The organism is Roseomonas acroporae (genome assembly GCF_023223525.1).
Taxonomy (GTDB): Bacteria; Pseudomonadota; Alphaproteobacteria; order Acetobacterales; family Acetobacteraceae; genus Roseomonas_E; species Roseomonas_E acroporae.
In genome coordinates this window covers 1-21,082 of record NZ_JALPRX010000078.1, presented here as the reverse complement: position 1 = coordinate 21,082, position 21,082 = coordinate 1, and the positions used below count along the sequence as shown (strand labels likewise).

At 73.9% G+C, this 21,082-nt stretch carries 16 protein-coding genes; 11 read left to right on the top strand and 5 right to left on the bottom strand.

The features are described from left to right. Positions 1-38: 38 nt before the first annotated feature. From M0638_RS17830 to M0638_RS17815, 4 genes are all read left to right on the top strand, one after another. Entirely contained in the window at positions 39-1,241 is a 1,203-nt protein-coding gene (locus M0638_RS17830; RefSeq protein ID WP_248668424.1) for an efflux RND transporter periplasmic adaptor subunit, read from the top strand. Further along, the gene (locus M0638_RS17825) at positions 1,238-4,306 is read left to right on the top strand and encodes an efflux RND transporter permease subunit (RefSeq protein ID WP_345893044.1); all 3,069 of its coding nucleotides are present in this window, start codon (positions 1,238-1,240) and stop codon (positions 4,304-4,306) included. The genes M0638_RS17830 and M0638_RS17825 overlap by 4 nt, the downstream gene beginning before the upstream one ends. 283 nt (positions 4,307-4,589) lie before the next feature. Beyond that, entirely contained in the window at positions 4,590-5,720 is a 1,131-nt protein-coding gene (locus M0638_RS17820) for a patatin-like phospholipase family protein (protein ID WP_248668354.1), read from the top strand. Between the two features lie 3 nt (positions 5,721-5,723). Further along, positions 5,724-7,187 (top strand): GntP family permease, encoded by a 1,464-nt coding sequence (locus M0638_RS17815; protein WP_248668353.1) that lies wholly within the window; start codon positions 5,724-5,726, stop codon positions 7,185-7,187. Positions 7,188-7,372: 185 nt separating this feature from the next. On the opposite strand, the gene M0638_RS17810 is transcribed toward M0638_RS17815, so the two are convergent. Then, positions 7,373-8,830 (bottom strand): alpha/beta hydrolase, encoded by a 1,458-nt coding sequence (locus M0638_RS17810; protein ID WP_248668352.1) that lies wholly within the window; start codon positions 8,828-8,830, stop codon positions 7,373-7,375. Positions 8,831-9,018: 188 nt separating this feature from the next. Between M0638_RS17810 and M0638_RS17805 the strand changes: the two genes are divergently transcribed. The 3 genes from M0638_RS17805 to M0638_RS17795 all read left to right on the top strand — a co-directional run bounded on the left by M0638_RS17805 (position 9,019) and on the right by M0638_RS17795 (position 11,610). Continuing rightward, positions 9,019-10,083 (top strand): AI-2E family transporter, encoded by a 1,065-nt coding sequence (locus M0638_RS17805; protein WP_248668351.1) that lies wholly within the window; start codon positions 9,019-9,021, stop codon positions 10,081-10,083. Continuing rightward, positions 10,080-10,793, top strand: coding sequence for an alpha/beta hydrolase (locus M0638_RS17800; protein WP_248668350.1), 714 nt, complete (start codon positions 10,080-10,082; stop codon positions 10,791-10,793). Before M0638_RS17805 ends, M0638_RS17800 begins: the two co-directional genes overlap by 4 nt. Positions 10,794-10,890: 97 nt before the next feature. Beyond that, positions 10,891-11,610, top strand: coding sequence for a substrate-binding domain-containing protein (locus M0638_RS17795; protein ID WP_248668349.1), 720 nt, complete (start codon positions 10,891-10,893; stop codon positions 11,608-11,610). A 247-nt stretch (positions 11,611-11,857) separates the two neighbouring features. On the opposite strand, the gene M0638_RS17790 is transcribed toward M0638_RS17795, so the two are convergent. Next, a complete protein-coding gene (locus tag M0638_RS17790; protein ID WP_248668348.1) occupies positions 11,858-12,751 on the bottom strand; it encodes a LysR family transcriptional regulator in 894 nt (297 codons plus the stop codon). A gap of 323 nt (positions 12,752-13,074) precedes the next feature. On the opposite strand from M0638_RS17790, the gene M0638_RS17785 reads away from it, so the two are divergent. Genes M0638_RS17785 through M0638_RS17775 form a run of 3 tightly spaced genes read left to right on the top strand, consistent with a single transcriptional unit; the run spans position 13,075 to position 17,260 of the window. Then, positions 13,075-14,598 carry a UxaA family hydrolase gene (locus M0638_RS17785; protein WP_248668347.1) on the top strand — a complete coding sequence of 508 codons (1,524 nt, stop codon included), beginning with the start codon at positions 13,075-13,077 and terminating at the stop codon, positions 14,596-14,598. A gap of 17 nt (positions 14,599-14,615) precedes the next feature. Then, positions 14,616-16,196 carry an altronate dehydratase family protein gene (locus M0638_RS17780; protein ID WP_345893043.1) on the top strand — a complete coding sequence of 527 codons (1,581 nt, stop codon included), beginning with the start codon at positions 14,616-14,618 and terminating at the stop codon, positions 16,194-16,196. Continuing rightward, on the top strand, positions 16,193-17,260 hold the full coding sequence (locus tag M0638_RS17775; protein ID WP_248668346.1) for an Ldh family oxidoreductase: 1,068 nt from the start codon (positions 16,193-16,195) through the stop codon (positions 17,258-17,260). The genes M0638_RS17780 and M0638_RS17775 overlap by 4 nt, the downstream gene beginning before the upstream one ends. Positions 17,261-17,456: 196 nt before the next feature. On the opposite strand, the gene M0638_RS17770 is transcribed toward M0638_RS17775, so the two are convergent. From M0638_RS17770 to M0638_RS17760, 3 genes are all read right to left on the bottom strand, one after another. After that, positions 17,457-17,894, bottom strand: a complete 438-nt coding sequence (locus M0638_RS17770) for a GlcG/HbpS family heme-binding protein (protein ID WP_248668345.1) — start codon at positions 17,892-17,894, stop codon at positions 17,457-17,459. A 149-nt stretch (positions 17,895-18,043) separates the two neighbouring features. Further along, entirely contained in the window at positions 18,044-18,445 is a 402-nt protein-coding gene (locus tag M0638_RS17765; protein ID WP_248668344.1) for a cupin domain-containing protein, read from the bottom strand. Between the two features lie 66 nt (positions 18,446-18,511). Then, a complete protein-coding gene (locus tag M0638_RS17760; RefSeq protein WP_248668343.1) occupies positions 18,512-19,408 on the bottom strand; it encodes a LysR family transcriptional regulator in 897 nt (298 codons plus the stop codon). A 203-nt stretch (positions 19,409-19,611) separates the two neighbouring features. Between M0638_RS17760 and M0638_RS17755 the strand changes: the two genes are divergently transcribed. Then, positions 19,612-20,775 carry a mandelate racemase/muconate lactonizing enzyme family protein gene (locus M0638_RS17755; RefSeq protein ID WP_248668342.1) on the top strand — a complete coding sequence of 388 codons (1,164 nt, stop codon included), beginning with the start codon at positions 19,612-19,614 and terminating at the stop codon, positions 20,773-20,775. Positions 20,776-21,082 lie beyond the last annotated feature (307 nt).

The window sequence follows — 21,082 nt, the reverse complement described above, 5'->3', positions numbered from 1 at the left end:
CGCGCCCGGACGTTGGCCGCGCGGAAGACGGGGCTGGAATGGCGTACCTGCGCGGGCAGCGTGTCGGGCACTCGGCCGGCGCGCAAGGCCGGCTTGTCGATCTCTCCCGGGCGCCGGCCGGTCTGGCATCGCGGCTCGGCCTGCCGCGCCGTGGCCTCGTGCGCGCCGGGCTGGCGCTGCTGGCCGGGTTGCTGCCGCTCGCGGCCTGCGGGCCGTCCGAGCCGCCGGCGCCCGAGCCGCCGCGGCCGGTGCGTGCCGTCACCGTGCAGGCGAGCGAGGGTGGCGAGACCATCACCCTGACCGGCCAGATCGAGGCGGTGGAGCAGGTCGCCCTGGCCTTCCGCGTCGGCGGCCGCATGGTCGAGCGGCTGGTGAACGTCGGCGACCAGGTACGCGCCGGGCAGGTGATCGCCCGGCTGGAGGACGACACGCCGCGCGACGCGCTGCGCGCCGCCCGCGCCGCCGTCGCGGCCTCGCGCGCCACGCTCATGCAGGCGCGCAACCACTACGACCGGCAGAACCAGCTGCTGCGCTCGGGCTTCACGACCCGCGCCAACTACGACGACGCGGTGCGCCGCCTGCAGGCGGCGCAGTCGCAGCTCGACGCCAACCTGGCGCAGCAGAGCACGGCCGAGACCAACCTGACCTACGCCACGCTGGTGGCGGATTCGGGCGGCGTCGTCACCGCGCGCGGCGCCGAGCCGGGCGAGGTGGTGACGCCGGGCCGCATGATCGTCGAGGTGGCGCGCGAGGGCGGCCGCGACGCGGTGTTCGACGTGCCTTCGCGGATCATGGAGAACACGCCGCCCGACCCCGAGGTGCGGGTGGCGCTGGCGGCCAACCCGGGCGTCACGGCGCTCGGGCGGGTGCGCGAGATCTCGCCGCAGGCCGATCCGGTGACGCGCACCTTCCGGGTGCGGGTCGGGCTGATCGCCCCGCCCGAGACGATGCGGCTCGGCTCCACGATCAACGGCACGATCCACCTGGGGGGGCTGGCCGGCATCGAGGTGCCGGCCACGGCGCTGACGCGCTCGGGCGACGGCCCCGCCGTCTGGGTGGTGGACCGCAACACCGGCACCGTCTCGCTGCGCCCCGTCGAGGTGGCGCGCTTCGACGCGGTGCGCGCCATCATCGGCGGCGGCCTGCAGCCGGGCGAGGCGGTGGTGACGGCGGGCGTGCAGACGCTGCGGCCGGGACAGAAGGTGCGGCTGCTGGACGGCGCGCCGGGCAGCACATCGTGAAGGGCTTCAACCTCTCGGCCTGGGCGCTCGGCAACCGGCCGATCGTCGTCTACCTGATGATCGTGGCGGTGCTGGCCGGCACCCTCTCCTTCCTGAAGCTCGGCCGCGCCGAGGACCCGGTCTTCACCATCCGCACCATGGTCGTGCAGGCCAACTGGCCCGGCGCCTCCATGGAGGACACGCTGAACCAGGTGACGGAGCGGCTGGAGCGGCGGTTGCAGGAGACGGAGGGGCTCGACCGGCTGCGCAGCTTCACGCGGCCGGGCGTCAGCCTGATCTTCATCGACCTGCTCGGCAGCACCTCCGGCTCGCGCGTCGACGACATCTGGTACCAGGTGCGCAAGAAGGTGGGCGACATGCGCCACACCCTGCCCGCCGGCGTGCAGGGGCCCTTCTTCAACGACGAGTTCGGCGACACCTTCGGCATCATCTACGGCTTCACCGCCGACGGCTTCACCCACCGCGAGTTGCGCGACTTCGTCGAGGACGCCCGCTCCCGCCTGCTGCAGGTGCCCGACGTCTCGCGCATCGAGATGATCGGCGCGCAGGACGAGCGGGTCTTCGTCGAGTTCTCGATGGAGCGCCTCGCCGGCCTCGGCATCGACCGCAACACGCTGATCGCGGCGCTGCAGGCGCAGAACATCGTGGCGCCGGCCGGCACCATCGAGGGCGGGTCGGAGCGGCTGCTGCTGCGCGTCAGCGGCCAGTTCGAATCCGAGGCGGACATCCGCGCCGTCAACTTCTCCGTGGGCGGGCGCATCCTCCAGCTCAGCGACATCGCGACCGTCACCCGCGGCTTCGCCGACCCGCCGCAGCCGATGTTCCGGGTGAACGGCCACGAGGCGATCGGCCTCGGCATCGCCATGCGCGACGGCGGCGACGTGCTCCAGCTCGGCCGCAACATCGACAGGGCGGTGCGCGACATCGTGGCCGACCTGCCGGTGGGCGTCTCCGCCCATGCCGTGGCCGAGCAACCGCGCACGGTGGAGCTGGCGATCAGCGACTTCATGACGTCGCTCTGGCAGGCCATCGCCATCATCCTGGTGACGAGCTTCATCGCCCTCGGCGTGCGGCCGGGCGCGATCGTGGCGCTGGCCATCCCGCTGACGCTGGCCATCGTCTTCCCGATCATGCAGGCGGTGAACATCGACCTGCAGCGCATCTCGCTCGGCGCCCTGATCATCGCCCTCGCCCTGATGGTGGACGACGCGATGACCACCGTGGACGCGATGATCAACCGCCTCGCCGCCGGCGACACCAAGGAGCAGGCGGGCACCTACGCCTATTCCAAGCTCGCCTTCTCGATGCTGGCCGGCACGCTGGTCACCATCGCGGGCTTCGTCCCCGTGGGCTTCGCGCAGAGCTCGGCCGGCGAGTACACCTTCTCGATCTTCGCCGTCGTCACCATCGCGCTGCTGGTCTCCTGGCTGGTGGCGGTGATCTTCGCCCCCCTGATCGGCGTGCTGATCCTCAAGGCGCCCAAGCCCGGCACCCCCCCGGCCGAGCCGGGGAAGCTGGTCCGCGCCTACCGCTCCTTCCTCTCCGGCGCGATCCGGCTGCGCTGGGTGACGCTCGCCGTGACCATCGGCCTGTTCGCCCTCTCGGTCGTCGGCATGCGCTTCGTCAGCAACCAGTTCTTCCCGGCCTCCGACCGCGACGAGCTGCTGATCGACCTCACCCTGCCGCAGAACGCCTCGATTCACGCCACCGACGCCACGATGGCGCGCCTGGAGCGCATCCTGGCGGACGATCCGGCGATCGCGCCCGACGTGGTGCAGTGGAGCAGCAACATCGGCCGCGGCGCGATCCGCTTCTACCTGCCGCTCGACGTGCAGCCGAGCAACGACTTCTTCGGCCAGATCGTGCTGATCTCGAAGGGCCTCGCGGTGCGCGACCGGCTGCAGGACCGGCTGGAGAAGGTGCTGGCCGAGCAGTTCCCGGAGGTGGTCAGCCGCGTCTACCCGCTGGAGCTGGGCCCGCCGGTGGGATGGCCCATCCAGTACCGGATCACCGGCCCCGACATCGCGACGATCCGCCGCATCGCGATGGATGTCGCCGGCGTCGTCGCCGCCGACCCGGACACGCGCCGCACCAGCTTCGACTGGATGGAGCCGGCGCGGCAGCTGCGCGTGCGGATCGACCAGGACGAGGCGCGCCGCCTCGGCCTCTCCTCGGCCGCCGTGGCGGGTGCGCTGAACGCCGCCATCTCCGGCGCCGCCGTGACCCAGATGCGCGACGACATCTACCTGATCAACGTCGTGGTGCGGGCGGTGGAGGCGGAGCGCATGTCGGTGGACACGCTGCGCACGCTGCAGATCCCGATCGCCGGCGGCCGCACCGTGCCGCTCAGCCAGTTCGCGAGCTTCGACTACGAGCAGGAATACCCGCTGATCCACCGCCGCAACCGGGTGCCGACGCTGACCGTGCAGGCCGACGTGCCGCGCGGCGTGCTGCCGGCCGAGGTGGTGGATCGCCTCGCCCCGGCGATCGCCGCGGCCGCCGCGAAGGTGCCCGCCGGCTACCGCGTCGAGACCGGCGGCATCGTCGAGGAGAGCGCCGAGTCCCAGGCCTCGGTGATGGCGGTGGTGCCGGCCATGCTGTTCATCATGGCGACGGTGCTGATCTTCCACCTCGGCAGCTTCGCGCGCCTGTTCATCGTCTTCAGCGTGGTGCCGCTCGGGCTGATCGGCGTGGTCACGGCGCTGCTGGTCTCGAACAGCCCGCTCGGCTTCGTCGCCATCCTCGGCGTGCTGTCGCTGATGGGCATGATCGCCAAGAACGCGGTGATCCTCATCACCCAGATCGAGGACGAGCGCGCCGAGGGGCATCCGGTGCGCGAGGCGGCGATCCGCGCCTGCTCCTCGCGCCTGCGCCCGATCCTGCTGACCGCGATGTCCACCGTGCTCGGCATGATCCCGATCACGCCGACCGTGTTCTGGGGGCCGATGGCCTTCGCCATCATGGGCGGGCTGATGGGCGCCACGCTGCTGACGCTGGTCTTCCTGCCGGTCCTCTACGTGACCTGGTTCGAGCGCCAGGAGAGGAAGGCGGCCGCCGCCGCCTGAGCGCGGGGCGGCGGGCCGCGTCCCGCCGCCGCCACGATGGAACGGAAGGCGCCTTGCCATGCCGGCCGGGCCATCCGGCGGGGTCATGCCGGCGGGCGTTGCGCGGCCTCGCGCGCCCGGCGGGCGCCAACAGCGACATCGGGGGGAGCGGCCGGCGCCGCCGTCGCGCCGCGTCCGCCGGACGCGGCCGCGCCGCCGTCGCCGGGCCGTGCCCCGGGCCGTGCCTCGTGCCGTGCCCCGGGCCGTGCCGCCGGCCGATGCGACATCATTTCTGGAGGATGCCATGAGCGACACCGACAACAAGCCCCAGGTCGCGCCAGCGCCCGACATCGCGGCACCGCCGGCCCCGTCCCCCGCTCCCGCCGTCGGGACGCGCGCGGCGCCGCTGCCGGTCGACCTCGGCCTGCAGGGCGGCGGCTCGCACGGCGCCTTCACCTGGGGCGTGCTGGACCGGCTGCTGGAGGAGGAGCGGCTCGAGATCGACGCGATCAGCGGCGCCTCCGCCGGCGCGATGAACGCCGCCGCCCTGGTGGCCGGCTACCAGGAGGGCGGCCGCGCCGGCGCCAAGGCGGCGCTGGAGCGCTTCTGGGGCACGGTCGGGCGCGCCGCGACCCTCAGTCCGCTGCGCCGCGGCCCGCTCGACATCCTGCTCGGCCGCTGGACGCTGGACAGCTCGCCGGCCTTCATCATCATGGACCTGATGGCGCGGGTGGTCTCGCCCTACGACTTCAACCTCACCGGCACCAATCCGCTGGAATCGGTGCTGGCCGAGACGATCGACTTCGACCGCCTCGCCCATGCCGAGCAGCGCCTCTACGTCACCGCCACCAACGTCCACACCGGCCGCGGCCGCGTCTTCCGCAACGCCGAGGTGACGCCGCACGTGCTGATGGCCTCGGCCTGCCTGCCGACGCTGTTCCAGGCGGTCGAGATCGACGGCGAGCACTACTGGGATGGCGGCTACGCGGGCAACCCGACCATCACCCCGCTGGTGCGCGACGGCGGCAGGGCCGACGACCTGATCCTGATCGCGATCAACCCCGTCGAGCGCCCCGGCACGCCGCGCACCGCGGCCGAGATCCAGAACCGGCTGAACGAGATCTCCTTCAACGCCGCGACCATCAAGGAGCTGCGCGGCATCGCCCTGCTCCAGCAGCTCCTCGCGACGCTCGACGTCAGGCCGGACCAGAAGCGCAGCGAGGCCGAGCGCTGGGCCAGCTTCCGGGTGCACATCGTCTCCAGCCCGATGATGATCGACCTCGGCCACTCCTCCAAGCTGAACGCCGAATGGGCCTTCCTGACCCATCTGCGCGACGAGGGGCGGCGCTGCGCCGAGGCATTCCTCGCCGAGAAGGGGGACGCGATCGGCACCCGTTCCACGGTCGACCTGGCCAAGCTGCTCGAAGGGGTGTGAGGCATGGGCCTGCTCGGAATCCTCGTCGGCCTCGGCCTGCTGATGGGCCTGGCCTACCGGGGCTGGAGCGTGCTGCTCCTCGCCCCGCTCGGCGCGCTGGTGGCCGCGGCCTTCGCGGGCGAGCCGCTGCTCGCCAACTGGACGCAGACCTTCATGAGCGCCGCGGGGGGCTTCATCGCGCAGTTCTTCCCGCTCTTCCTGCTCGGCGGCGTCTTCGGCAAGCTGATGGGCGACAGCGGCTCCATCACCGCCATCGCCGACTTCATGACCAGGAAGCTCGGCACGCAGCGCGCCATCCTCGCCGTGGTGCTGGCCGGCGCGCTGGTCACCTATGGCGGCGTCAACCTGTTCGTCGCCTTCTTCGTGCTCGGCCCGATGGCGCACGCCATGTTCCGCGCCGCCGACGTGCCCTACCGGCTGATGCCGGCCACCATCATGCTCGCCGCGTCGAGCTTCACCATGTCGGCCATGCCGGGCACGCCGGCGATCCAGAACGCGATCCCGATGCCCTTCTTCGGCACCTCGCCCTGGGCCGCGCCCGGCCTCGGCCTCATCGCCTCGGCGGTGATGGCCGGGCTCGGCATCTGGTGGCTCGAATTCCGCGCGGCGCAGGCCAGGCGCGCCGGCGAGGGCTACGGCACGCCGCCCGCCGACGTGCAGGGCATCGCCGACCAGGCGGCGGACGATCCGGTGATCCGCGAGCATTCCGCGGTCACGGGCGAGTTCGACACCGCCGAGCTGCACCACGGCCGCGGCGGCCAGCCGCAGCCTTCCTTCGCCGTGGCGGTGGCGCCGATCGCGGTGGTGCTGCTGGTCAACCTGCTGATGACCGGCGTGGTGCTGCCGAGCATGGACACCGCCTTCCTCAACGAGCCGCGCTGGGGCGAGACCAGCATCGCGGCCGTCGGCGGCGTCTGGTCCGTCGTGGTGGCGCTGTTCTTCTCCTGCCTCGTGCTGGTGGCGCTGAACTTCCAGCGCCTTCCCTCGCTGCGCGCGACGCTGGACGCCGGCGCCAATTCCGCCGTGCTGCCGGTGATCGGCGTCGGCAGCCTGGTCGGCTTCGGCGCGGTGGTCGCGGCGCTGCCGGCCTTCGCGGCGGTGCGCGACCAGGTGCTCGGCATCGGCGGCGGGCCGCTGGTCTCGCTCGCCGTCGCCACCAACGTGCTGGCGGCGCTGACCGGCTCCGCCTCGGGCGGCCTGACCATCGCGCTCGACACGCTGGGCGGCACCTACCTCCAGCTCGCCGCCGAGCACGGCATCGACCCCGCCCTGCTGCACCGCGTCGCGGTGATCGGCGCCGGCACGCTGGACGCGCTGCCGCACAACGGCGCGGTGGTGACGCTGCTCGCCGTCTGCGGCTCCGACCACAGGCGCAGCTACATGGACCTGTTCATGACCACCGTGGTCACGGCCCTCGTCGCGCTCGTCGTGGTGATCGTGCTCGGCTCGCTGCTCGGGACGTTCTGACGCGGCGGGGAGGGCTCCGCCCTCCCCGGACCCATCCCGGCAGGAGGGCGAGGCCCTCCTGCACCTCTGTTCGCTCTGGGCCTCGATGGCTGATGCCGTCGGGACCGCCCTTCCGAACGGGGTTTCCGAAGGGGCTTCGCCCTTTGGTGGAGGGGGTGCGGGGAGGGCAACGCCCTCCCCTGCGGTCAGCGTGCCGCGCCGTCGATCGTCGTCCCGATCCGCTCCAGCAGCTCGTCGAAGAACGGGTTCGACGACATGCGCAGCAGCGCGTCCAGGCTGATCGCCAGCGCCCCGCGCTCGCCACGCGGCGCCACCGTGCCGAAATGCACGCCGAAATCCTCGTCCGCCGGGTCCGGCTCCATCCCGTACAGCGAGTCCGACTGCGGGAACGGCATGGAGACGTGCGACTGCGAGAACACGTCGCGCGGATAGGTGGCGCGCAGCGGCGCCACGCGCGTGCCGCCGCCATTGGCCTCGGTCAGCCGTGCCTCGATGGCGTTGCCATCCGGCGAGGCGTTGGTGACGACGACGGTGCGGTAGCGTCGCGGGCCGGCCGGCAGCAGCCGGTCGAGCGCCGTCTCCGTGCCCGGCGTGAAGAGGGGGCCGAGGCTGGCATTGCGGTTGATGTCGAACAGCACCAGCTCGCTGCCGTTCGCCGGAAGCTGCCCGTAGAGCGTGTTGATCACGGCGGGCGTGCTGACGGTGAAGTCGAGCACCGACTGGAAGGTCAGCACCGGCGGCAGCCGGTCGAGCTGCCCGGCGCGGGCGCGCCGGTCGAGCTGCTCCTGCACCGCCCGGGTCAGCCGCCAGGACTGGCGCGCGCCGTTCACCGGGAAGGAGTTGTACTTGAACGGGTTGAACTCGGCGACGACGCCGAGCCAGGCCGCCTTGGCGAAGCGCGGCAGCAGCGCCGGCAGCCCCGCGAAGCCCGCGAAGCGCGCGAAGCCGGTGACGCCGATCATGGGCGAGAGCAGCACCACCTGGTCGGGCCGCACCACCGCCGGGTCGTCGAGCGAGTCGAGCGCCTGCTTCATCGCCAGCGCGCCGCCGTTGGAGAAGCCGACGACGTGGACCGGCCCGGACGGCACGCGCCGGCGCGCCTCGCGCATCGCCAGCCGCGTCGCCGCCGTCCAGTCCTCCCACACCACGTCGGTCAGCGCGCCGGGCACCGTGCCGTGCGCCGGCAGCCGGATGCCGATCGCGAGGTAGCCGTGGTCGCGGTAGTAGCGGGCGACGTGGCGCAGGCTGTAGGGCGCGTCGGTCAGCCCGTGCAGCAGCACCACCGCGCCGCGCGGCGTGCCCTCGGGCTCCAGCACGTAGCTGCGGTTCCAGTCGTGCCGGAAATGCCCGGGATAGACCGGGCTGCCCTCGAAGTAGCGGTTGAGCGGGATCCGGTCCCTGGGCGGCAGGCGCTCCGTCACCTCGGTGCGTACCGCCTCGGCGGCCCGTTCCTCGGCGCGCAGGTAGCCGGCCCAGTCGGTGCGGTCGAGCTCGGCGGCATGCAGCTCGGGCGGCACGTACAGGTGCCATGGCTCCAGCGGCGGCCCGCCCGAGACCAGCCAGACCCGCACAGCGAGCACCGCCAGCACGGCACCGAGCGCCACGAAAAGTAGCCTGCGCAGCAGGCGGCTCAGGAATCGCAACGGGATGTTCCTCGCGGGCAGGGCGCCCCGGCACTCGCCGGGGCGCCGACGCTCTTAGCCCCGATCGGCGCCGGCCGGAAACGGCGGGGGGCGCCGCCCCGGCGCCCAGCGCCCCCGGGCCGGGCCTGTTCTATTGACAGGTACCGGCACGAACCCGCAATGGGCCCTGGTTCGGAGTTCTGCGCACGATGCATGCTGATCAGGTTGGTCTCCGGGGGCGCCTGGGCGGCGACCCGGCGCTGCGCGCGATGGCCGGGCTCTGCGCCGCCGTGCTGGTCTTCGCCGCGCTGCGCGAGGCGTCCTCGGTCTTCGTGCCGGCCACCTTCGCGCTGTTCATCATCGCCGTGTTCTGGCCGGTGCAGCGCCTGCTGGAGAGTCGGCTGCCGAAGCTGCTGGCGCTGCTCGTCACCATCGTGATCGTGCTGGTCAGCGTGGTCGGGCTCGCCATGCTGGTCGCCTGGGGCTTCAGCCGCGTCGGGCAGTGGACCATCGTCAACGCCAGCCGCTTCCAGGACATCTACCTGCGCCAGACCGAATGGCTCGAAGGCCACGGCATCCCGGTCGCCGGCCTGTTCGCCGAGCACTTCGACATGCGCTGGGTGGTCTGGCTGGCGCAGAGCCTGACCGGACGGATGCAGGGGCTGCTCAGCTTCCTGACCGTCACCCTGGTCTTCACCATGCTCGGCATGCTGGAGGTGGAGGTGATCCGCCGCAAGCTCGTGCGCATGGGCCGCAACGGCGAGGGGACACGGCTGCTGCGGGCCTGCGAGCAGATCGGCAGCAAGCTCCAGACCTACATGCTGGTGCGCACGGTGATGAGCGCGGTGACGGGCCTCTCCATCTGGGCCTTCGCGCTCGCGGTGGGGCTGGAGCTGCCGGTCGAGTGGGGCATGATCGCCTTCGCCCTGAACTACATCCCCTTCCTCGGCCCGCTGACGGCGACGGTGTTCCCCACCCTGTTCGCCGGGCTGCAATTCGGCTCCTGGGAAGCGGCGCTGACCGTGTTCCTCTGCCTCAACGTCATCCAGTTCGTCTCGGGCAGCTACATCGAGCCGCGCCTCGCCGGCAAGGCGGTGTCGGTCTCGCCCTTCCTGGTGCTGTTCGCCGTGTTCTTCTGGTCCTTCCTGTGGGGCATCGCCGGCGCCTTCATCGGCATCCCCGTCACCATCGCCCTGCTCGTGGTCTGCGCGCAGTACGACAGCACGCGCTGGGTGGCCGCCCTGCTCTCCGGCCGCGACGACGCCGCGGCGTGAGCGCGGCGGCCCCGGCGCCGGGGGAGGCGTCCGGCCCGGCGCCCGTCCCCGGCGGGCCCGGCCGGGTGCTGCTGCTGCACGGCATCGCGCGGCGCGCCGCCTCGATGGCGCGGATGGAGCGGGCGCTGCGCGAGGCCGGCCACGCCACGCTGAACCTCGACTACGACGCGCGCCACGCGCCGCTGGAGACGCTGGCCGAGGACGTGGCGCGCCGGGCCGCCGCCTTCCTGCACGCCGGGGCGGGGCCGCTGCACGTCGTCGCGCATTCCATGGGCGGGCTGCTGGCGCGCGCCCTCATCACCCGCCGTCGCCCGGCCGGCCTCGGACGCGTGGTGATGCTGGGCACGCCGAACGGCGGCAGCGAGGTGGCCGACCTGCTCTGCCGCAACGCGCTCTACCGCCGCGTCTTCGGCCCCGCCGGGGCGCAGCTCGTCACCCGCCCCGACGAATCCCTGCGCGCGCTGCTGGGCCCGGTGGACTACGAGCTGGGCGTGATCGCGGGCGACCGCTCGCTGGACCCGCTCGCCTCCTGGCTGCTGCTGCCGGGCCCGGATGACGGGCGCGTCTGCGTGGAGCGCACCCGGGTGGCCGGCATGGCCGACCACATCGTCCTGCATGCCACCCATCCGCTGATGATGCGCAACGCCGAGGTGATCCGGCAGACGCTGCATTTCCTGCGTCACGGCCGCTTCGACCGCGCCGCGCGCTGAAGGCGCCCCGCCGCCGGCGCCGCGCGGGATGCCGGCCCCGCTTGCCTGGGCCCGCCGCCCGGCCCAGCCTGCGGGCCGCCAGGGGGAGGGCAGGGCGATGGACGGGAACGGGCCGGTGCTGACGCTGATGTGCGCGCTGGTGGTGCGCGGCGCCTTCGACCAGGCGATCCTGCCCGCCTTCGAGGCCGCGACCGGCTGCCGCTTCGCGATCGACTGGAGCCCGACCGCCGTCGTCATGGAGCGCATCGCCGCCGGCGCGCGCCCCGACCTGGTGCTGGTGACGGACGAGGCGGCGGCCCGGCTCGCGGCGCAGGGCCTCGTGGACCCGGCCGACCGGCGCGACGTGGTGGTCTCGCGCATCGGCCTCGCCGTGCGCGCCGGCGCGCCGCATCCCGACATCGCGACGCCCGAGGCCTGCATCCGCGCGCTGCTGGCGGCGCGCTCGGTCGCCTATTCCCGCACCGGCGCCAGCGGCATCCACTTCGCCGCCGTGATCCGGCAGCTCGGCATCGCCGAGGCGATCGACGCGCGCGCCACCGTCATCCCCGCCGGCTTCACGGCCGAGAGGCTGGCGAGCGGCGAGGCCGACCTCGCGGTGCAGCAGGTCAGCGAGCTGCGGGCGGTGCCGGGCGTCGAGATCGTGGGGCCGCTGCCGCCGCCGCTGGGCAAGGCTGCCACCTTCGCCGCGGCGATCATGCGCGCGGCGGCGGACCGGGCCCTGGCCGGGCGCTTCCTGGCGGCGTTGCAGGGACCGGAGGCCGAGGCCGCCTACCGCGCCAGTGGCCTGGACCCGGTGGGGGGCCGGGCGGCGGGCTGAGAGCCTGTTCGAGAGGCCTGCGGCGGAGGGATGGCGAGGGATTTTTCGTGCCGGGAAGGAGCCGGGAGGGAAGGGACGCCGGCGCGATGCGGGGCATCGTGCCGGATCCCCGACGCTCCCGGCGCGGAAAAGACCCGCCGGACCGACCCGCAGGCTTCTCGAACAGGTTCCGAGGCCCGCCCGCCACGCGGCCTTCCGCGCGGTGCCGGCCGGCGCGCGCCGCCACCGGGCCGTCCATGCAAGGCTCTCAGCCGGGCAGGGCGACGCGCCGCAGCAGCGCGCGGAAGGGGGGCAGGGCCGGGTTGCGGTTCTCCGGCCGCCAGATCGCGTGCAGCTCCGCCATCGCCCCCGGTGCCACGCGGATCGGCCGGAAGACGACGCTGCCGAAGCAGGCGTTGCGCGCCTCGGCCGGCACGATCGCGACGCCCATGCCGGTGCTGACCAGCGACAGGATGGACTGCGCATGGCTCATCGCCTGCACCACGCGCGGCCGCACCCCGGCGGCGCGGAAGGCGTCGGTCAGCAGGGCGTGCAGGTACGGGCCGTCGGGCGAGTACATGATGAAGGGCACGTCCTCCAGGTCGCGCAGCGCCAGCCGGCGGCGCGCCGCGAGCGGGTGCCCCTCCGGCAGAGCCAGCGCCAGCGGCTCGCGCATCACGCAGGCGGCGGCGCCGTCGAAGGGCCGCGTCAGCGGCCGCGCCAGCCCGAGGTCGATGCGCCCGAGCGCCAGCGCCTCCACCTGCGCCGCGCCCATCATCTCCTTCAGCGTCAGCGCGATGTCCGGCAGCTCCGCGCGCGCCCGGCTCACCAGGCGCGGCAGGAAGGCGTAGGCGGCGGCGCCGATCAGGCCGATCGTCAGCGCGCCGCCCGGCTTGGCCTGGGCGGCGCGGCGGGCCACCTGCGTGGCCGTCTCCCCCGCCGCCAGCAGGGCCCGCGCCTCGGGCAGGAAGGCCCGGCCGGCGGCGGTGAGCGCCACGCCCTGGCCGCCGCGATCGAGCAGCCGCACGCCCAGCTCCCGCTCCAGGAGCTGGAGCTGACGGCTGAGCGGCGGCTGCGTCATGTGCAGCCGCCGCGCGGCGCGGCCGAAGTGCAGCTCCTCGGCCAGGGTGGCGAAGGAGCGGAGATGGACGAGGTCGAGCATGCGGGGCGGCCGGAAAGGCGGGGCGGGGGCGGGCGGCGTTGCCGGCGATCCAGGATCGGCATCGCCTCGATGCGGAGATGATCTTAGACGCGCATCGGCCCGCCCGGTACAGTGCCGCCCCGGAAGGCGACGGCCCGCGCCGCGCGGCCCGGTCGGCACCGGCCGGCCGCCGTCGCGCGGCCCACGACGAAGGGGGATGCTACCATGCCGGGAACCGGCCGCGACAACATGCCGATGGGGCCGCTGGAAGGCCGCGCCAGGGCGCCCGCCCGCTCCGCCGCCCCCTCCGGCTCCCCCACTGGCGTCCTGGCGGGCCGCCGCGCGTGAACCAGCGCCGCCCCCCGCGCCCGGCGCTGCGGCTCGACCCGCGCGACAACGTCCTCGTCGCCCGCCACGACCTGACCGCCGGCAGCGCCATCCCGGCCGAGGGCATCACCCTGGCCGAAGCCGTGCCGGCGGCGCACAAGCTCGTCGCCCGCCCCGTCGCCGCCGGCGCGCCGGTGCTGCGCGGCGGCGTCGCCATCGGCCTCGCCGCCCGCGAGCTGGCGCCGGGCACGCTGCTCTGCCCCGGGGACCTGCTGCCCGCCGCGCCGCCGCCCGCCCGCGCCGCCGTGCCGCCGGCCCCGCTGCCCGCCGCCGGGCGCGCCACCTTCCAGGGCTTCGTGCGCGCCGATGGCCGCGTCGGCACGCGCAACACCATCGCCGTGATCGTGCTGGTGAACTGCGCCGCCACCGCCGCGCGCCAGGCCGCCGACTGGTTCGACGCGGAACGGCTCGCCGCCTTCCCCAACGTCGATGCCGTGGTGCCCTACATCCACGAGACGGGCTGCGGCATGGAGGCGACCGGCGAGCCGATGGACCTGCTCCGCCGCACCATCGCCGGCACCATCCGCCACCCCAACACCTTCGGCGCCGTGGTGCTGTCGCTGGGCTGCGAGCGCAACAACCTCCAGGCCTTCCTGGCGGCCGAGAAGCTCGCCGTCGGCGACCGCCTGCAGACGGTGACCATCCAGGAGGCGGGCGGCATCCGCGCCACGGTGGAGACGGCCCGCGCCATGGTCGCGGCGATGCTGCCGGCGGCCGACCGGGCGAGGCGCGAGACGGTGTCGGCCGAACACCTCGTGCTCGGGCTGCAGACCGCCGCGCCGGACGGCTTCACCGGGATCTCCGCCAACCCGGCGCTGGGGGCGGCGGTGGACCTGCTGCTGCGCCATGGCGGCACCGCGATCCTCTCCGAGACGCCGGACGCGTTGCTGGCCGGCCCCGCCCTGGCCGAGCGCGCCGCCACGCCCGAGGTGGCCGCCGCGCTCGCCGAACGCTTCGGCTGGTGGCGCGACGCCACGCGCGGCCGCGACACGCCGCTGGAGGGCCGGCTGGACCGGCGGCACGCGCGGGCCGGCCTCGCCAGCGTGCTGGAGAAGGCGCTGGACGGCATCGGCAAGGCCGGCACCGCCCCGCTCGCCGCCGCCTGCCGCTACGCCGAGCCGGTCACGGCGCGCGGCCTCGTCTTCATGGACACGCCCGACGACGATCCGGTCTCCGTCACCGGCCAGATCGCCGGCGGCGCCAACCTGATCGCCATGACCACCGGCCTCGGCACCGGCTTCGGCTCGCAGCCCGCGCCGACGGTGAAGATCGCCGCCAGCGGCGAGACCTTCGCGCGTCTCGCCGACGACATCGACCTCGATGCCGGCCCGGTGCTGGACGGCGCGCTTTCCGCCGAGGCGATGGGCGCGCGCATCTTCGAGGCCCTGCTGCGCCATGCCTCGGGCGAGCGCACGAAGGGCGAGGTCGAGGGCATGGGCGAGAACGAGTACGTGCCCTGGCCGATCGGCGTCACGGGCTGAGCGGGGAGGAACGCAGCATGCCAGAGGGCGCCATGCCGACGGGTTCCGCACCCGCAAGTGCGACGACGGCGGACGAACCCCGCAACCCCTTCATCCGGCTCGATGCGCGCGACAACGTGCTGGTGGCGCGCCTGCCCGTGCCCGCCGGCACCTCGGTGCCGTCGGAGAACACGGTGACGCGCGAGGACGTGCCGGCAGGCCACAAGATCGCCGCGCGCTGGATCGCCAAGGGCGAGAAGGTGCTGAAGTACAACACGGTGATCGGCTACGCCGCCGAGAACCTGCCGCCCGGCACCTGGATGCACAGCCACAACATCCTGTTCGACGCGGTGGAGAAGGACTACGCCTTCGGGCGCGACTACGTGCCGACCGAGTACGTGCCGGCGGCGCAGCGCGCCACCTTCCAGGGCATCGTGCGGGCGGATGGCCGCGTCGGCACGCGCAACTATGTCGGCGTGTTCGTGCTGGGTAATGCCGGCGGCACGGCGGCGCGCCGGATCGCCGGCTGGTTCACGACGGAGCGGCTGGCCGATTTCCCCATGGTGGACGGGGTGGTGCCCTACGTGCACGGCCAGGGCGACGCGGTGGAGCGTTCCGGCGAGCCGCTGGCGCTGCTGCACCGCACCCTGGCCGGCACCATCCGCCACGCCAACACCGCCGCCGCGCTGGTGATCGCCGCCGGCTCCGAGGTGGACAACCTGCACGGCTTCCTGCGCGCGCAGGGCATCGAGCCCGGCCCGACCCTGCGCACGCTGGTGATCGGCGAGACGGGCGGCGTGCGCCGCGCCGTCGAGGCCGGCACGGCCCTGGTGCGGGAGATGCTGCCGGCCGCGAACGACGTCCGCCGCCGGCCCGTCTCCGTCGAGCACCTGACCATCGGCATGCAGTGCGGCGGCTCGGACGGCTTCTCGGGACTCTCGGCCAACCCGGCGCTCGGCGCCGCGATGGACATCCTGATCCGCCACGGCGGCACCGCCATCCTCTCCGAGACCGGCGAGATCTTCGGCGCCGAGCACACGCTGACGCAGCGCGCCGTGACACCCGAGGTGGGGCGCAAGCTCGTGGAGCGGATGGAGTGGTGGCTGCGCTACGCCGACGGCCGCGACACCCAGATCAACGGCCGCGTCTCCCCCGGCAACAACGCGGGCGGCCTCGCCAACATCCTGGAGAAGTCGCTCGGCGGCTCCAAGAAGGGCGGCAATTCGCCGCTGATGGAGGTCTACCGCTACGCCGAGCAGGTGACGACGCACGGCCTCGTCTTCATGGACACGCCCGGCTACGACCCGGTCTCTGCGACCGGCCAGATCGCGGGCGGGGCCAACATGATCATGTTTACCACCGGGCGCGGCTCCTGCTTCGGCTCGGTGCCGGCGCCGACCATCAAGCTCGCCTCCAACACCCCGATGTACGAGCGCATGAAGAGCGACATGGACATCAATTGCGGCGTCATCATCGACGGCGAGAGCACCGTGGCCGCGATGGGCGAGCGAATCTTCGCGCAGCTCCTCCGCCACGCCTCGGGCGAGCGCACGAGGAGCGAGCTCGCCGGCATGGGCCGCGACGAATTCGTCCCCTGGCCGATCGGGGTGCTGGCATGAGCGCCGCGTCGGAGCCGGCGGCGCGCCACGACCGCGACGCGCTGGTCCGCTTCGCCGCCGCCCTCTTCGCCGCCGCCGGCATGGAGGCCGGGAAGGCCGCCACCGTCGCCGACATCCTGGTCGAGGCCGACATGATGGGCCACGACACGCACGGCCTCGGCCTCGCCGCGCGCTACCTCGACGAGATCGCCGCCGGCCACCTCGCCACCACGGGCGAGCCCGGCGTGGTCTCGGACCGCGGCGCCTGCGTCGCCTGGGACGGGCGGCGCCTGCCCGGCCCCTGGCTGGTGACGAAGGCGATCGACCTCGCGCTGGAACGCGTCGGGCAGTACGGCATGGTGGCCGTCGCCATCGGCAACGCGCACCACATGGCCTGCCTCGCCGCCTATCCGCGCCGCGTCGCCGAGCGCGGGCTGGTGCTGACCATGGCGACCTCGGCGCCCGGCGTCGCCACGGTGGCGCCCTTCGGCGGCACGCGCGGCGCCCTCTCGCCCGCCCCCATCGCGGCCGGCTTCCCGACCGGCGGTACCCCGGGGGGAGACCCCGTGCTGATCGACATCAGCGGCTCCATCACCACCAACAACATGGCGGCGCGCCTGGCGCGCGAGGGGAGGCGCTACGACCGGCCCTGGCTGATGGATGCCGAGGGCAACGCCACCGACGACCCCAACGTGCTGACGCAGGGCGGCACGGTGCTGCCGGCCGGCGGGCTGGACCACGGCCAGAAGGGCTATGGCTGGGGCCTGCTCTCCGAGGCGCTGAGCCAGGGGATGTCCGGCCTCGGCCGCGCCGAGAAGCCGGCGGGCATGACCAATGCCGCCTTCATCCAGGTGTTCGATCCCGCCGCCTTCGGCGGGCTCGACGCCTTCACGCGCCAGACCGCGACCATCACCGCGAACTGCCTCGCCAGCCCGCCGCGCGCCGGTGGCGGCAAGGTGAGGCTGCCGGGGCAGAGCGGGCTGCGCAAGCGGGAGCAGGCGCTGCGCGAGGGCGTGGCGCTGCGCGCGGGCATCCTCGACTCGCTGCGGCCCTGGGCGGAGAAGCTCGGCGTCCCCATGCCCTGACGCGGGCGGCCGGACCGGGCGGCCGGACCGGCCGGCCCGCCCCCCTGCCCGCCCTGCGGAAAGGGGGTCTCGAAGGGGGCTTCGCCCCTTCGCGGGGTCCGGGGCAGCGCCCCGTGCGGGCCGGCGAACGCCGCCGTCGGCATGTGCCGCGGCGCCCGCCGGGGCGCGGGGGCCGGGTCGGCGAAGGCCGCCGGGATCAGGCCGCGTCGCCGGTATCGGCCACCAGTCCCGCCGCCGCGATCCCCGCCAGCGCCGCCTCCTCGTCCTTCGCCGAGAGGTCGCCGCTGATGCCGACCGCGCCCAGCAGCGCGCCCGCCGCGTCGCGGATCAGCACGCCGCCCTGCACCGGCACCGCCTTGCCGCCGGTTAGGTCCGAGAGCGCGTTCATGAACGGCCCCATCGCCTGGGCACGGCGCGCCATCTCGCGCCCGCCGAAGCCCATGGCGAGGCAGCCGAACGCCTTGCCGGTGGCGATCTCGGGCCGCAGCAGGCTGGCGCCGTCCTCGCGCTTGGCCGCGATCAGGTGGCCGCCCGCGTCGAGCACCACCACGGTCAGGGGGTTGAGCTTCAGCTCGTGCCCCTTGGCCAGCGAGGCGTCGACGATGGTGGCGGCCTGGGCGAGGGTGAGGCTCATGGCGGGACGCTCCGGAGAGGGATGGGCCGAACGGGGCCGGTCGGAAGGTCGGCCGGAATCGGCGGGGCGCGCAGGAAGCCGCGTTTCCGCCCGCGCGGCAAGCCGGCCCGGCCGGGCGCGCCAAGTCAGTGCGCCAGTCAGCGCACCGGTCAGCGCGCCGGCGCGGTGCTGAAGCGTTCCTCGGTGCCGTCGGCGTTGAAGAAGCGGTTGGGCTCCAGGAAGAAGCACAGGATCAGCGCGCCGTCCGGCGAGCGGGCGACGTGCCGGCTGCCGGCCGGGCGGGCGGCGAAGTCGCCGGCGAGCAACGCGCCCTCCTCGTCCACCAGGCTCCCCTCCAGCATGTAGGTCTGCTCGATCCGCACATGCTCGTGGTCGGGCAGCACCGCGCCCGGCTCCCAGCGGAACAGCGCCGTGAACAGGCCGGAATCCGCGTCCCTGTAGAGTAGCTTGATCGCGATGCCCGGGAAGCGCGTCGGCTGCCATTCCATCGCCGACGGCCGCGTGACGTGCGACAGGCTGGAGGCGGCGGCCGGGATCATGTCGTCGGGCACGGGCAGGCTCCTCGCGGCGGGTGGCGCCGCAGCGTTCCAGATCGCCCGGGCCGGGCCAAGCGCGATTCAGCCATCCGCCGCGTCCCCGAGCGATTCCCACAGCGCCTCGGCGGCGCGGCCCTGCGGGCCGGGGGCGCGGAACAGCCGGATCCCGACGGCGAGGTCGCTCCCCGGCGGCCCGGCGCGGACGAGGCGGCCGGACGCCAGGTCCTCGCCGGCCACGGTCAGCGGCAGCCAGGCGATGCCGTGGCCTTCCCGCGCCAGGGTCAGCAGCGCGGCGGCGAGGTGCGAGGTGAGGCGCGGCGCCGTTCCGCCGCGCCGCGCGTCCCCCCGGCACGCCGCCAGGATGCGGCCGAGGCCGGAGGCCGGGCTGTAGGCGAGGCGCGGCGCCGCCGCGTCGTCCAGCCGCCAGGCCGGCCCGCCGCCCGCCGCCGGCGCGCAGGCCGCGACCAGCGTGTCGGTGCCCACCGCGCGGCTCGGGAAGCGGGCGGGGTCGAGCGGGTTCGGGGCGTCGGGGTGGTGGTGGCAGAGCAGGAAGTGCGCCTCGCCGCCCAGCATCAGCGCCTCGCACGCCTCCAGGCTGTCGGAGACGAGGTTCACCGTGCCGAGCGCCTCGAGGCGTGCCTGGCGCCGGATCCAGCCGGGGAAGAAGGTGAAGGAGAGGGCGTGCGTGGCGGCGATGGCGAGCGTCGCGGTGCCGCGCTCGCCCAGCGCCCGCGTGTCCTGCCGCGCCCGGTGCAGCCGCGCCAGCAGGTCCTCGGCGAGCGGGCGCAGATGCGCGCCGGCCTCGGTCAGCTCGGCGCCCTGCGCGCCGCGCCGGAACAGCGGCGTGCCGATCCAGTCCTCCAGCGCGCGGATGCGCCGGCTGAAGGCGGGCTGGGTGACGTTGCGGCTGTCCGCCGCGCGCGAGAAGTTCCGCTGCGCCGCCAGGGCCAGGAAGTCGCCGAGCCAGTCGAGTTCCACGACGATGCCGATCCGGCATGGGGGGCGACGATCTTGGCATTGGCCCCGGGGCGGCGCCAGACGTAGGGAACGGGCGTGGCGCGCCGCCGGCGGGCCCGGCCGCTCCCGCGGGGAAGCGCCGGCGCCGTGGCGGGAACGCCCGACGGCAACAGGCCGTCCCCGGGATGCCGACGGCGCCGGGGCCGGCAGCAGGGGAGGATGCGATGCGCATCGTCGACGTCCGCGAGATCACGCAGCCGATCGCCTCGCCGATCCGCAACGCCTACATCGACTTCACGAAGATGACGACGAGCCTGGTCGCCGTCGTGACCGACGTGGTGCGCGACGGGCGGCGCGTGGTGGGCTACGGCTTCAACTCGAACGGCCGCTACGGCCAGGGCGGGCTGATCCGCGAGCGCTTCCGCGGCCGCATCCTGGAAGCCGATCCGCGCTCGCTGCTCGACGGGACCGGGGAGAACCTCGACCCGCACCGGATCTGGGCGGCGATGATGGCCAACGAGAAGCCGGGCGGCCACGGCGAGCGCTCGGTCGCGGTCGGCACGCTCGACATGGCGATCTGGGACGCGACGGCGAAGATCGCTGGCCAGCCGCTGTTCCGCCTGCTGGCCGAGCAGGAGGGGCGCGAGGCGGATCCGCGCGTCTTCGTCTACGCCGCCGGCGGCTACTACTATCCGGGCAAGGACGACACGGCGCTGCGCGCCGAGATGCGCTCCTACCTCGACCGCGGCTACAACGTGGTGAAGATGAAGATCGGCGGCGCCAGCCTCGCCGAGGACCGGCGGCGCATCGAGGCGGTGCTGGCCGAGATCGGCGCCGACGCCCGCCTCGCCGTGGACGCGAACGGCCGCTTCGACCTCGAGACCGCCATCGCCTACGCCAAGGCGCTGCGCGAGTACCCGCTGTTCTGGTACGAGGAGGCGGGCGACCCGCTCGACTACGCGCTGCAGGCGGCGCTGGCGGAATTCTACCCGGGCCCGATGGCGACCGGCGAGAACCTGTTCTCGCACCAGGACGCGCGCAACCTGCTGCGCTACGGCGGCATGCGGCCGGACCGCGACTGGCTGCAATTCGACTGCGCCCTCTCCTACGGGCTGGTCGAGTACCTGCGCACGCTGGAGGCGCTGCACCAGGCCGGCTGGTCGCCGCGCCGCTGCATCCCGCATGGCGGGCACCAGATGTCGCTCAACATCGCGGCCGGGCTCGGCCTCGGCGGCAACGAGAGCTACCCGGACCTGTTCCAGCCCTATGGCGGCTTCCCGGACAGCGTGCGCGTCGAGGACGGGCACATCGTGATGCCGGAGCTGCCGGGCATCGGCTTCGAGGGCAAGTCGGACCTGATCCGGGTGATGCGCGAGCTGGCGGAATAGAGCATTTTCAAGCTGAGCGTCCTCGCTCAGCGGCTCGGAAAATGCGAAAAATCAAAAGGCTGGAGCCGTTCCAGCCTGATACAGTCAGGCTGGATCGGCTCTAGAGCGGATCGCCGGCGGGCGGACACGCCCGGCGGCGTGAATCCACGCCGAGAACAACAAGCGACAGCGAACCGCAGTCCCAACCGGACTGCGGTTCGCCGTAGCGGATCCCCAGGCCGGGCGTATTCGGCCGGCGCCTCGGAAAATGCGCCGGATCGAAGGCAGGAGCCGTTCCGGCCCGATACGGTCAGGCCGGAACGGCTCC

Coding starts and splice junctions, on each gene's coding strand:
- M0638_RS17830 (WP_248668424.1), top strand. CDS start 39: ATGGCGTACCTGCGCGGGCAGCGTGTCGGGCACTCGGCCGGCGCGCAA.
- M0638_RS17820 (WP_248668354.1), top strand. CDS start 4,590: ATGAGCGACACCGACAACAAGCCCCAGGTCGCGCCAGCGCCCGACATC.
- M0638_RS17815 (WP_248668353.1), top strand. CDS start 5,724: ATGGGCCTGCTCGGAATCCTCGTCGGCCTCGGCCTGCTGATGGGCCTG.
- M0638_RS17805 (WP_248668351.1), top strand. CDS start 9,019: ATGCATGCTGATCAGGTTGGTCTCCGGGGGCGCCTGGGCGGCGACCCG.
- M0638_RS17795 (WP_248668349.1), top strand. CDS start 10,891: ATGGACGGGAACGGGCCGGTGCTGACGCTGATGTGCGCGCTGGTGGTG.
- M0638_RS17790 (WP_248668348.1), bottom strand. CDS start 12,751: ATGCTCGACCTCGTCCATCTCCGCTCCTTCGCCACCCTGGCCGAGGAG.
- M0638_RS17780 (WP_345893043.1), top strand. CDS start 14,616: ATGCCAGAGGGCGCCATGCCGACGGGTTCCGCACCCGCAAGTGCGACG.
- M0638_RS17775 (WP_248668346.1), top strand. CDS start 16,193: ATGAGCGCCGCGTCGGAGCCGGCGGCGCGCCACGACCGCGACGCGCTG.
- M0638_RS17770 (WP_248668345.1), bottom strand. CDS start 17,894: ATGAGCCTCACCCTCGCCCAGGCCGCCACCATCGTCGACGCCTCGCTG.
- M0638_RS17755 (WP_248668342.1), top strand. CDS start 19,612: ATGCGCATCGTCGACGTCCGCGAGATCACGCAGCCGATCGCCTCGCCG.